We start from the raw sequence: 11,935 nt of genomic DNA on the forward strand, positions 1-11,935 counted from the left end.
TGACTATAAAAACATCAGCAGTTTTGCAGCGATACACACAATCACAACGATCCCGCCACTAATCGTCACTCTTAAGGGCGCTTGCTGGACGGGGTAGGGAAGGGCCGGCAAAGGGCTGGGTCGTACCTGGGCAGGGCTCTCGCTTCTACTGACAGGAGCAGCAAGTGAGCAGCAGACGTCATCAGGCATTGGGGGCCTGGGCGGTGCTGGCCTGGTGCTGGCCATTCACTGCCTTGGCGGACGGATACAACATGACCCGCGGCGTTACGGACTTCAGCCAGCGGGTTTATGGTCTGCACATGACCATCTTTTGGATTTGCTGTGCCATCGGGGCCGTGGTCTTTGGCCTGTTGTTTTACAGCCTGATCCGCCACCGTAAATCCCGCGGCGCCAAAGCGGCCAACTTTCATGAGTCCACCCGGGTCGAGATCCTTTGGACGCTCATTCCCTTTGTCATCCTCATCGCCATGGCGGTACCGGCCACCAAAGCCCTGGTGGCAGGCGATGACGACGGCTCCGGCCCGGCCGACCTTACGGTGCAGGTCACCGGCTCCCAATGGAAATGGCATTACCAATACCTGGGCACCGACGTAGGTTTTTATTCGCTGCTGGCGACCCTGCCGGACCAGATAACTAACCGCCTGGACAAGGGCGACAACTACCTTCTCGAGGTGGACAGGCCCCTGGTGCTGCCCACCGACCGCAATATCCGTTTTGTGATCACCTCCGAAGACGTCATCCACTCCTGGTGGGTTCCGGCCTTCGCCGTGAAAAAAGACGCCATCCCCGGCTTTATCAATCAGGTGCAGACCCGCATCAAGGAGCCAGGGCTCTACCGTGGCCAATGCGCGGAGCTCTGTGGCAAGGACCACGGCTTCATGCCTATCGTGGTGATTGCCAAGACGCCGGCGGCCTTTGACGACTGGCTCAGTGCCGAGCAGGCTCGTCTGGCCGCCAAAAAGGCCGAAGAGCAAAAACTACTGGCCATGAACCGCTCCCTGGACGAACTGATGCGCGACGGCAAAGCCCTTTACGAGGCGCGCTGCGCCATGTGCCACCAGCCCAATGGCGAAGGGCTGCCCGGGGCCATTCCGGGCCTTAAAGGCAGCGCCATCGCCACCGGTGATGTCCATGCCCACATCGATATCGTGCTCAACGGCAAAGCCGGCACCGCCATGCAGGCCTTTGGCAAACAGCTCAGTTTGTCGGAGCTGGCCGCCATCATCACCTATGAACGCAATGCCTGGGGGAACAGCACCGGTGACGCCGTACAGGCCGCCGACTTGCACCGTTTCCTCAGCGGCGACAACCCCTAGGAGGCACCAATGCAGGTCTCACGAGACATGGATGCCCCCAAGGGGCTCGACGCCGCCCAGCATGAGGTGCATCACGGCCCGGCCCGTGGCCTGATGCGCTGGGTTACTACCACCAACCACAAGGACATCGGCAGCCTCTACTTGTGGTTCAGCTTTCTGATGTTCCTGACCGGCGGCTCCATGGCTATGGTGATCCGCGCCGAGCTGTTCCAGCCGGGCTTGCAGTTGGTAGAGCCGCAGTTTTTCAACCAGATGACCACGGTGCACGGCCTAGTGATGGTGTTTGGGGCGGTTATGCCAGCCTTTGTGGGGCTGGCCAACTGGATGATCCCGATGATGATTGGCGCGCCGGACATGGCGCTGCCGAGGATGAACAACTGGAGCTTTTGGATTTTGCCCTTCGCCTTTGCCATTTTGCTGTCCAGCCTCTTTATGGAGGGCGGCGGGCCGGCTTTCGGCTGGACCTTCTACGCGCCGCTTTCCACCACCTACTCGGGTAATTCCACGGCACTGTTCGTGTTCTCCATTCACATCATGGGTATCAGCTCGATCATGGGCGCTATCAATGTGATTGTGACCATCTTCAACCTGCGGGCGCCGGGCATGACCTGGATGAAACTGCCGCTGTTTGTGTGGACCTGGCTCATCACCGCCTTCTTGCTGATTGCGGTGATGCCGGTATTGGCCGGCGCCGTGACCATGGTGCTCACCGACAAGTACTTCGGCACCGATTTCTTCAACGCCGTGGGCGGTGGTGACCCGGTAATGTTCCAGCACATCTTCTGGTTCTTCGGCCACCCCGAGGTGTACATCATGATCTTGCCGAGTTTTGGCATCATCAGCGCCATCCTGCCCACCTTCGCCCGCAAGCGGCTGTTCGGCTACGCCAGTATGGTGTACGCCACGGCCAGCATTGCCGGGCTGAGTTTTGTGGTGTGGGCGCATCACATGTTCACCACCGGCATGCCGCTTTTTGGCGAACTGTTCTTTATGTATTGCACTATGCTGATCGCCGTGCCCACCGGGGTGAAGGTGTTTAACTGGGTGGCCACCCTGTGGCGCGGCTCCATCAGTTTTGAAGTGCCGATGCTGTTTGCCCTGGCCTTTGTGGTGCTCTTTACCATCGGTGGCTTTTCCGGCTTGATGCTGGCCATCACCCCGGCCGATTTCCAATACCACGATACCTACTTCGTGGTGGCGCACTTCCACTACGTGCTGGTGACCGGCGCCATCTTCTCGATCATGGCGGCGGCCTATTACTGGCTACCTAAGTGGACCGGCCACATGTTCGACGAGGGCCTGGCCAAGCTGCATTTTTGGTGCTCGCTGGTGTCGGTGAACGTGTTGTTCTTTCCCATGCATTTTCTCGGGCTGGCGGGCATGCCAAGGCGGATCCCCGATTACGCCCTGCAATTTGCCGATCTGAACAAAATTGTCTCCATCGGTGGCTTTGCCTTCGGGCTTAGCCAGCTCATCTTCCTGTGGGTGGTGATCAAGTGCATCAAAGGCGGCACGCCGGCACCTGCCAAACCCTGGGAAGGAGCCGAGGGGCTCGAATGGGAAGTGCCAAGCCCGGCGCCCTACCACACCTTTGAAACCCCGCCGGAGATCAAACCATGACCGGCCAGGGCCATGGCCTGCTGACCAAACGCCTGCTGTTGCTGGTGGCGCTGATGTTCGGTTTTGCCTTTGCCCTGGTGCCCCTTTACAACGTGTTTTGCCAGGTGACCGGTATCAACGGTAAAACCGGTGGCCCAGTAGCCGCCACCCTGGTGGAGCCAGAGGACAAAAGCCGGCTCATTACCGTGCAGTTCGTGGCCTATATCAATGAGGGCCTGCCCTGGGAATTTCGCCCTGACGTTACCGAGATCAAGGTTCACCCCGGCGAGCGAAGGCTGGTGCACTTCTACGTCAAGAACCGCGCCAGGGGCGATATTGTCGCCCAGGCGGTGCCCTCGGTGGCGCCGGGGCTGGGGGCCAAATATTTCCACAAGATTGAATGCTTTTGTTTCCAGCAGCAGCACCTGGCTCCTGGCCAGGAGGTGGAAATGCCGCTGCTGTTTTTCCTGGATACGGCGCTGCCGGATGACATCCAAACCCTGACCCTTTCCTACACCCTCTACAACCTCAGCGTGAGGGGCTCGTCATGAAACACGAACACTACTATGTGCCCGCCAAATCCTATTGGCCGATCACGGGCGCCCTCGGCCTGTTCCTTATCGCTTTTGGGGCCGGGCATTTCGTGCCCCAGGTGACCAGCGGCCAACAAGGGGGTTATGGGGGTTGGCTGCTGCTGGCCGGGGTACTGGTTATCGTACTGATGTGCTTTGGCTGGTTTGCGGCGGTTATCCGCGAGTCCATGGCTGGCCTCTATTCGGGGCAGATGGACCGCTCCTTTCGCCAGGGTATGAGCTGGTTCATCTTCTCGGAAGTGATGTTCTTCTGCGCCTTTTTCGGGGCGCTCTTTTATGCCCGGACCTTTGCCGTGCCTTGGCTGGGGGGCGGGTCCAACAACATCCTGACTCACCAATTGCTGTGGCCCGATTTCAGCGGCACCTGGCCGGTGGCCACCACCCCGGGCGGCAAAAGCACCGAGGTGATGCCCTGGATGGGGCTGCCGCTATACAACACCCTGATTTTGCTCAGCTCATCGGTCACTGTGCATCTGGCGCACCTGTCTTTGGAGAAGGGCAACCGATTGGCGCTCAAGCTGTGGCTGCTGGCCACCATCGTGCTGGGCAGCTGCTTTTTGTATCTGCAAGGGGTCGAGTACATCCACGCCTACACCGAGATGGGGCTCAAGCTTGATGCCGGCATCTACGGCAACACCTTCTTTCTGCTCACCGGTTTTCACGGCATGCACGTCACCTTGGGCACCTTGATGCTGCTGGTGATGTGGCTGCGGGTGCTGGCGGGGCATTTTTCGGCGCAAAAGCACTTCGGCTTCATGGCGGCCAGTTGGTACTGGCACTTTGTAGACGTGGTGTGGCTGTGCCTGTTCCTGTTCGTGTACATCCTCTAGTAGGGGGTTGAATGCGGTTCGATAACGCCGAGCGCGATCAACACCACCACCAGCAACAGCACCAGGAAGGAAGCCAGCAGGCGCCGGCCAAGGAAGCGGCTCATCTGGCCCTGCTCGCCGTGGCGGAGCATGACAAAGAGCGCCAGAAACAGGTTCACCAGCACATACAGCACCAACCCCAGAATAAGCACCTTCACCAGCATGGGTTCTCCAAAAGTAAATGGTTGCCCTGGTTATTCACTGTGGCGCTGCTGGTGCTCTTTGGCAAATTGAGCCTCTGGCAATGGCAAAGGGCCGAGCAAAAAGCCGCACTGCTCAGCGAAGTGGCAAATCGCCCGGTGCTGGCGCTGGAAGAGGCCTTGGCCAAAGCCAACCCCGATTACTGGCCGGTAACAATGAAGGGGCGCTGGCTGCCCACCGCCATCTATTGGGACAACCGCACCCTTGATGGCCAAGTGGGTTATGACCTGCTGCAACCCTTTGCCACCAGCTGGGGCGTTTTCTTGATTGACCGAGGCTGGTTGGCCGGCGCTGCCCGCCGCGACCTGCTGCCCAGCGCTCCCTTGGCTCAAGGTGAAGCCGCCATTACTGGGCGCTTGCGGCAAGTCGACCCCGGCTTCTCGCTCAAAGCCACCGTGCCCGAGAAGCTTGGCGACGGTTACCGGGTGCAAAGCCCTGCCCCCGAAGCGCTGACCGAAAGCCTGGGCCTGCCGTTGCAAAACTGGGTGCTGAGCCAGGAGCCGAGCGGCCCGGGCCTTATTGCCCACTGGCCGCTGGTGGTGATGCCGCCGGAAAAACACCGCGCCTATTCCCTGCAATGGGCCAGCATGGCGCTGGCGCTGATGGTGGCCTTTGGCTGCTGGTTGCGGGCCGAGCACAGGAGGAAACATGAGTAAGCAAAAGACATTGCTGCTGGCCTTTTTGGCGCTCTTTATCCTGCCGGTGGCTCTGGCCCAAATGGCCTTTATGGGAGGCTGGCTGACCGGTAGCCCCACTGTTAACAAGGGCGAGCTTATCAATCCGCCGCTCTCTGCCGCCGCGCTCTTTGCCAATGACCACCACTGGCGGCTGGTCTACGTGATGCCGCCAATCTGCCACCAGGCTTGCCATGAGAGCCTCTATATCCTTGGCCAAACCCATCTCGCCCTGGGTCGGGAGATGGACAGGGTGGTGCCGGTGGTCTTGGGCACCGTTTCGCTGCCTGCCGACACCGCGCCTGGTTTGGTGCAGGGCGGCCCGGGGGGGGCACCACTTCAGCCCAATCGCCTTTATATCGCCGACCCCAGGGGCTTTGTGATGCTGAGCTACCCCCCTGCCAGTGAGCGCCCCCAAACCCTGGCCCTTGGCAAGGACATGCTGACCGACCTCAAACGGCTCCTCAAGCATTCCCAGGTGGGCTGACCATGAGAACCCTGACCCGCATTGCGATAGCTCTGGCCCTGATGGTGATCGCCCTTGGCGCCTACACCCGGTTGACCGACGCCGGCCTTGGCTGCCCGGACTGGCCAGGTTGCTACGGCGCCCTGGTGGCGCCCTACACCGACCAGCATCTGGCTCATGCCGAGCAAGCCTTTCCCGGCGCCAAGATTGAAGTGCACAAAGCCTGGAACGAGATGGTGCACCGCTATTTTGCTGGCGCGCTGGCCCTTTGCATCGGCCTGCTGGCGGCGCTGGCCTTCTGGCGCTTCAGGGCCCAGCGGCCCTGGGTGGTGGCGTTGCTGAGCTTGCTGCTGTTCCAGGCCACCCTGGGCATGCTGACCGTGACCCTGAACCTGCGGCCGCTAGTGGTGACGGGGCATCTGCTGGGCGGCATGGCCACCCTGGCGCTCTTGTGGTGGCTGGCCCTGCGCTTGGGCCCGGCCACCGCCCGCCCCCGTGCGCCTTTTTACTTGCGCTGGCTGGCGGTTGTCGTCGCCCTGGTGGTGGTGGGGCAAATCGCCCTTGGCGGCTGGACCGCCGCCAACTACGCTTCCCTTGCCTGTACCCAGTTGCCGGTGTGCGAGGGGGATTGGTGGGGCCGCCTGCATCCTGAAGCGGCCTTCAACCTGCTCTCGCCTCCGGCCGACAATTACCAGTACGGGGTGCTGGGCTACGAGGCGCGCATGACCATCCATATCGCCCACCGCTTTGGGGCGATGGTGACGTCGGCGCTGCTCATCTTATTGGCCTCTGGTTTGTGGCGGCGGGGGCAAAAAGCCATGGCTCTGGGCCTGGTGGCGCTGCTTGGCGTACAACTTTGCCTGGGCTTGGCCAACGTGGTGCTGAGTGTGCCGCTGGCGGTGGCCCTGGCTCATAACCTGGTGGCGCTGCTGTTGTTTTTGCTGCTGCTCACCCTCAATCACGGCTTGTGGAGTGGATATGAAGTCACTGAGCCTGTTGGCCGCCGGGCATTGGCCCTGGCGGGATTTTCTGGCCATCACCAAGCCTCGGGTGGTGATGCTGCTGTTACTTACCGCCCTGGTGGGCATGATCCTGGCCCAAGACACCTGGCCAAATCCCTGGTTGGTTATCAACGGCCTGATGGGCATCGGCCTGGTGTCGGCCGGGGCCGCCGCCATCAACCACATCCTCGATCAACATATCGACCATAAAATGGCCCGCACCCGGATGCGGCCTCTGGTGCAAGGCCGGTTAAGCCAGGGCCAGGCCTGGGTTTTTGCCGTGGTGGTGATTGCCCTTGGGCTGATGCAGCTGGCGCTTTGGGTCAATGGCCTCACCGCTTTGCTGACCTTCGCCGCCATGGTGGGTTATGCGGTGATTTACACCGTGTTTTTAAAACGCATGACCCCGCAGAACATCGTGATTGGTGGCCTGGCTGGTGCCATGCCGCCGCTGCTGGGCTGGACCGCTATCACCAACAGCATGGACGCCAACGCCTGGCTGCTGGTGCTGATTATCTTCGCCTGGACACCGCCTCATTTCTGGGCCCTGGCCATCGCCCGGTGCAACGATTACCAGCGCGCCGGTATCCCCATGCTGCCGGTGACCCATGGCATCGAGTACACCAAAACCTGCGTGCTGCTCTACACCCTGCTGCTGCAAGCCTTGCTGCTGCTGCCCTACCTGACCGGCATGAGCGGCCTTTTGTACCTGGCCGCCGCCTTGGTGCTGGGCGGCTGGTTTATCTGGCACGCCGCCAGGCTCAAATGGTGGGACAGCCCCGGCCAGGCCATGCGCACCTTCAGGGTCAGCATCTGGCAACTGATGTTATTGTTTGTGGTATTGCTGGTGGACCATGGAGTGGCCTGATGAAAGCGGTATGGAGCCTGGTGTTGGCCTTGGCCTTTTGTGCCGGGCTGGGATTGTATTTTTGGATAATCACCCCGCCCCATGTGGAGGCGCTGTGGTACCAGCCGGCCCGCCAGTTGAGCCCCTTTGAGCTGGGTGACCAACGCGGCCAGCCTTTCACCCAGGAAAACCTCAAAGGCCATTGGAGCCTGTTGTTCCTGGGTTACACCAGCTGCCCCGATGTCTGCCCCGCCACCTTGAGCCGACTGTCGGCCAGCTACCCCCAACTGGAAGAGGCGGCCGGTGCGCCGGTGCAGGTGTTGTTTTTAAGTGCCGATCCGGCCCGAGACAGCACCGAAAAACTGGCCGCCTACATTCATTTTTTTCGCCCGGAATTTATCGCCCTGCGCGCAGAGTCTGCGGTGCTCGACCCCTTTACCCGCCAGTTGGGGCTGATGTACCGGCAAAGTGCCAATGGCGATATCAGCCACTCGGCCGGCATGGTGCTGATCAATCCCCAGGGCCAGTTGGAGGCCATGTTCCGGCCCGCCGAGGGCAACCTGCCGCTGGTGGACACCCGCCAGCTTATTGCCGACTTGGCGGTGATAAGCCACCACTAAAGCCCTTTGCTCACCACCACTCCCAGTCGTTTGCCCAGGCGCTGCAAGTTGGCCCTGTCCAGGTTAAGGGCCCGGGCGGCGCCGGCCCAGCTGTGGTCGTTGGCCAGCAGCGCTTCGCGGATCAATTGGCGCTGGTAATCCTCCACCGCCAGCCGAAGGTCGGCCGGGGCCGTGCCAGGAGGCGGCGCTGTGGGCAGCGGAGCTGGGGTAACTGGCTCCAGGGCGCAGTGGCCGGGGGCCAGGGTCAGCACCCCATGGCGGCCCTGCTCGCGGATGGCATTGAGGGCGGCCCGGCTGATGCAGTGCTCCAGTTCCCGCACATTGCCCGGCCAGTCGTAACGCATCAGCAGCTCCTGAGTGGCCTGGGCCAGCTTGAGCTGTGCCAGGCCGAGCTTGCGGCGGGTGTTTTCCAAAAAGAACCCGGCCAGCAGCAGGATATCGCCGCCCCTTTCTCGCAGGGGCGGCACCAAAATGGGGTAAACGCTGAGCCGATGGTAGAGATCGGCCCGAAAACGCCCGGCCGCCACTTCGGTTTTAAGATCGCGGTTGGTAGCGGCGATCACCCGCACATCCACTTGGCGCACTTTATCCTGGCCCACCGGTTGGATCTCGCCACTTTGCAGGGCCCGCAGTAGCTTGCTCTGGGTGCCGGGGCTCAGCTCGCCCACTTCGTCCAGAAACAGGGTGCCGCCGTCGGCCAACAGGAATTTCCCCGGCCGGGCGCTGTCGGCGCCGGTGAAGGCACCCTTGGTGTGGCCAAAAAGCTCGCTTTCAATCAGTTGCTCGGGCAGCGCGGCGCAATTGAGGTGCACCAGCGGTGCCCCCTTCCTGGCCGATTGGGCGTGCAGGGTCCGGGCCACCAGCTCCTTGCCGACCCCGGTTTCCCCCAGCACCAGCACCGTGAAATCCGAGGGCGCCACCAGCGCCAGCTCTTGCTTGAGGGCCAGCATCGGCAGGCTGTCGCCCAGCAGGGTATTACCGCCTTGGGCCATGGCATCGAGGGTGAGGGTCTGCATCACCTGGGTGTTGTGCTGGGCTTGGCGCTCCAGGGCATCGAGCTGGATGGCGGCCTTGAGGGTGGCGGCGGCCAATGCTGACACCATGTCCAGGGTGCGCTCAGCTATGTGGTCGAATACCCCAGGAGAGAGGCTGTCAAAGGTCAAAAAGCCCAGCAGCTGGCCGTCGACAAAAAGCGGCAACCCCATGCAGGCATGAATGGGAATGGCGCTGTCGTCGTTAAGCAACAGGCCGTCGTAAGGGTCGGGCAGGGGGCTGTCGGCGGGAAAGCGCACCGGCTTTTGAGCCTCGGCCATGGCTGCAAAGCGTGGGTGCTCGCCAACGGCAAAACGCCGGCCCCGGGTGTCGGGGCTCAGCCCCTGAATGGCCAGGGGAATGGCATGGGGAGTGCGATAGGCCAGCAAGGCGATGGCGTCGCAGGGAATGGCCTTTCTGAGCGCGGTGAGCAGGCGGTCAAAACGGTCATCGTTGGTGAGGCTGCTGGCAAGGTCGAGGGCGATTTCCAGCAGCAGGTGTTGGCCGGGTTCAGGCATGAGTCAATATGACTCCATGGTGCGAAAGTGACAGCCCAAAGTGTGAGTCATAATGACTCGTTATGACAAGGCGTATTTTGTAAAGCATTGATATGTATAGTGAGGCTGACATGGCACGGCCCTTGTAATGGCTAAGGCAGTTTATGTCCTTTCAAGGAGCCACCTGATGTTAAGCGCCCAGACCATTGCCCGCGTTAAAGCCACTATTCCGGTCCTTGCCAGCGCCGGCCCGGCCGTTACCCAGCATTTTTATCAGCGCATGTTTGTGCACAACCCTGAGCTTAAAGACGTCTTCAATCTCTCCAACCAGCGCTCAGGGCGCCAGCCGGCGGCGCTGTTTGCCGCCGTGGCCGCTTACGCCCAGCACATTGAAAACCCACAAGTGCTGGCGGCAGCGGTGGAGCGTATCGCCCAGAAGCACACCAGCTTTGTGGTCAAACCCGAGCAATACGCCATCGTCGGCAAGCATCTGCTGGCGACCTTGCAGGAGCTGGCTCCCGACACCTTCGACAGTGACACTACCGCCGCCTGGGCCGAGGCTTACCAGTTTTTAGCCGGCATCTTTATCGACCGTGAAGGCACCCTCTATGCCCAGCACAAGGCGGCCGAAGGCGGTTGGGAAGGGGAAAGGGCCTTTCGCCTGGCCGCCAAGGTGGCGGAATCTGAAAAAGTGACCAGCTTCTACTTTGAGCCGGCCGACGGCGGCGCGGTAATGGCCTTTAAGAGCGGCCAATACATCGGCATCAAGGTCAAACCCAGCCAGGGCGACTACCAGGAAATTCGCCAGTACAGCCTGTCAGCGGCGGCTAACGGCAAGGGCTATCGCATCAGCGTAAAGCGTGAAGACCAAGGGCTGGTATCCAACTTCTTGCACGACGAGCTGGCGGTGGGGGATGAAGTGGCCCTGATGCCGCCAGCAGGTGATTTCTTCCTCGATACCCAAAGCCAGGCGCCGGTGGTGTTGGTGTCTGCCGGGGTGGGCCTGACGCCGATGATGAGCATGCTCGAAACCCTTACCCAGCAGCAGCCTGGGCGGGCGGTGCAGTTTCTTCATGCCTGCGAAAACGAATCCCAGCACAGCTTCAAGGCCCGCCAGCAGGCGCTGGCCAAGGCTCATGGCGTGCCCCTTCGCTACTGGTATAACGACCAGCATGGTTTGATGGACCTTGCCCTCATCCGTTATGAGCTGCCCCTGGCCGATGGCCTCTTTTATCTCTGCGGCCCCATCGGTTTTATGGCGGCCATCAAGGGCCAGTTGCTGGCCCTGGGGGTGAGCGGTGAGCGCATCCATTACGAGGCCTTCGGCCCCCACGCCGAGCTGTAATTTCGGCAATAAAAAACGCGCCTGATGGCGCGTTTTTTATTAGAAAGTAACTTAATATACTTTAGCTTACCCAGCTGTATTTTATCAAAAATGGGCTACTATCGATAAAAAGTAAACGTAGTACTCTTTCTGTTTCTAATCGGTACGATCTAAATTATTTTCAATGTTTTTTATCTTAAGGGATATGAAAGTGTTATATCCAATAGATGAAATAAAAAATAAATAGAATAAATACTCTCTTGATTCATCGAATAAAAACCAACATGAGAGTGTTAGACTATAAAAGAAAACTAGGAGTATCATGCTAGTCAATTTGTTCTCCACAGTTTTTTTCTAGGATAGAATAGATGTATGTAATTTCCTTTTCCATGTTTTTTTTATGAGTCTTGGGTCTGGATGCAGAATAGAGTCTAACTAAAAATAACTTATTGTTTTTAACCTCTTGGTGATAGGCAAAATAATCATCGCCATACTCTGATTCAGCCAAGAAATATATAAGTTTGCTTTTATTTTGTCCTAGAAGTTTGTATTTTGAAACATTGGAGGCGATTCCGTTTTCTATAAGAATTTTTTTCGAGTTTTCATATAAAACTTGGTATTTTCTTGATGATGAATCACTATTCGTTATTCCTTTTATTAGAGGGATAGATGATGGATTTTCAGGAAATAGATACAGTGTTGCTATCCAAAAGTTATCTTGGTAAGAAAAGCTGATCTCAGTTTTCCTTACATTATTTTGCGTGGTCTCACTGGTTGAATGATTTTCCAGTTTCGTTGGTTGTGACCCGCAGAGAGACTGAGTGTAAGCATCGGTATAGAAGGATATTATTAGAAAAAATGAGGATATGAAAAATGAATGGATTTTCATTTTTTCT

Annotated in this window: 12 protein-coding genes and 1 pseudogene; 10 read left to right on the top strand and 3 right to left on the bottom strand. The window is 59.1% G+C overall.

Annotated features, from left to right (window positions below; genetic code table 11):
• The first annotated feature begins 164 nt into the window (after positions 1-164).
• From coxB to AC22G1_RS00800, 4 genes are read left to right on the top strand one after another with little or no spacing between them, the layout of a single operon-like run.
• Positions 165-1,316 (top strand): cytochrome c oxidase subunit II, encoded by a 1,152-nt coding sequence (gene coxB / locus AC22G1_RS00785; RefSeq protein ID WP_487315112.1) that lies wholly within the window; start codon positions 165-167, stop codon positions 1,314-1,316.
• Between the two features lie 9 nt (positions 1,317-1,325).
• Entirely contained in the window at positions 1,326-2,936 is a 1,611-nt protein-coding gene (ctaD, locus tag AC22G1_RS00790) for a cytochrome c oxidase subunit I (RefSeq protein WP_487315113.1), read from the top strand.
• Positions 2,933-3,466, top strand: a complete 534-nt coding sequence (locus AC22G1_RS00795; RefSeq protein ID WP_487315114.1) for a cytochrome c oxidase assembly protein — start codon at positions 2,933-2,935, stop codon at positions 3,464-3,466. The genes ctaD and AC22G1_RS00795 overlap by 4 nt, the downstream gene beginning before the upstream one ends.
• Positions 3,463-4,338 carry a cytochrome c oxidase subunit 3 gene (locus tag AC22G1_RS00800; protein WP_487315115.1) on the top strand — a complete coding sequence of 292 codons (876 nt, stop codon included), beginning with the start codon at positions 3,463-3,465 and terminating at the stop codon, positions 4,336-4,338. Before AC22G1_RS00795 ends, AC22G1_RS00800 begins: the two co-directional genes overlap by 4 nt.
• Here AC22G1_RS00800 and AC22G1_RS00805 read toward each other — a convergent pair.
• On the bottom strand, positions 4,335-4,541 hold the full coding sequence (locus AC22G1_RS00805) for a DUF2909 family protein (protein ID WP_487315116.1): 207 nt from the start codon (positions 4,539-4,541) through the stop codon (positions 4,335-4,337). The genes AC22G1_RS00800 and AC22G1_RS00805 overlap by 4 nt on opposite strands.
• 21 nt (positions 4,542-4,562) lie before the next feature.
• Between AC22G1_RS00805 and AC22G1_RS00810 the strand changes: the two genes are divergently transcribed.
• The 5 genes and pseudogenes from AC22G1_RS00810 to AC22G1_RS00830 all read left to right on the top strand — a co-directional run bounded on the left by AC22G1_RS00810 (position 4,563) and on the right by AC22G1_RS00830 (position 8,186).
• Positions 4,563-5,234: an SURF1 family protein gene (locus tag AC22G1_RS00810; protein ID WP_487315117.1), complete on the top strand. Its 672-nt coding sequence runs from the start codon at positions 4,563-4,565 to the stop codon at positions 5,232-5,234.
• Positions 5,227-5,739: a redox-active disulfide-containing membrane protein gene (locus AC22G1_RS00815; protein ID WP_487315118.1), complete on the top strand. Its 513-nt coding sequence runs from the start codon at positions 5,227-5,229 to the stop codon at positions 5,737-5,739. The genes AC22G1_RS00810 and AC22G1_RS00815 overlap by 8 nt, the downstream gene beginning before the upstream one ends.
• 41 nt (positions 5,740-5,780) lie before the next feature.
• A pseudogene (locus tag AC22G1_RS00820) lies at positions 5,781-6,605 on the top strand (COX15/CtaA family protein); the annotation flags it as partial.
• A gap of 169 nt (positions 6,606-6,774) precedes the next feature.
• Positions 6,775-7,587: a heme o synthase gene (gene cyoE / locus AC22G1_RS00825; RefSeq protein WP_487315119.1), complete on the top strand. Its 813-nt coding sequence runs from the start codon at positions 6,775-6,777 to the stop codon at positions 7,585-7,587.
• Positions 7,587-8,186, top strand: a complete 600-nt coding sequence (locus AC22G1_RS00830; protein ID WP_487315120.1) for an SCO family protein — start codon at positions 7,587-7,589, stop codon at positions 8,184-8,186. Before cyoE ends, AC22G1_RS00830 begins: the two co-directional genes overlap by 1 nt.
• Here the strand turns inward: AC22G1_RS00830 and norR are convergent.
• The gene (norR, locus tag AC22G1_RS00835; protein ID WP_487315121.1) at positions 8,183-9,736 is read right to left on the bottom strand and encodes a nitric oxide reductase transcriptional regulator NorR; all 1,554 of its coding nucleotides are present in this window, start codon (positions 9,734-9,736) and stop codon (positions 8,183-8,185) included. The genes AC22G1_RS00830 and norR overlap by 4 nt on opposite strands.
• 166 nt (positions 9,737-9,902) lie before the next feature.
• Between norR and hmpA the strand changes: the two genes are divergently transcribed.
• A complete protein-coding gene (hmpA, locus tag AC22G1_RS00840) occupies positions 9,903-11,060 on the top strand; it encodes an NO-inducible flavohemoprotein (RefSeq protein ID WP_487315122.1) in 1,158 nt (385 codons plus the stop codon).
• 304 nt (positions 11,061-11,364) lie between these two features.
• On the opposite strand, the gene AC22G1_RS00845 is transcribed toward hmpA, so the two are convergent.
• Positions 11,365-11,928, bottom strand: coding sequence for a hypothetical protein (locus AC22G1_RS00845; protein WP_487315123.1), 564 nt, complete (start codon positions 11,926-11,928; stop codon positions 11,365-11,367).
• Between the last annotated feature and the right edge of the window lie 7 nt (positions 11,929-11,935).

It is taken from the genome of Gallaecimonas zhanjiangensis (assembly GCF_057624825.1).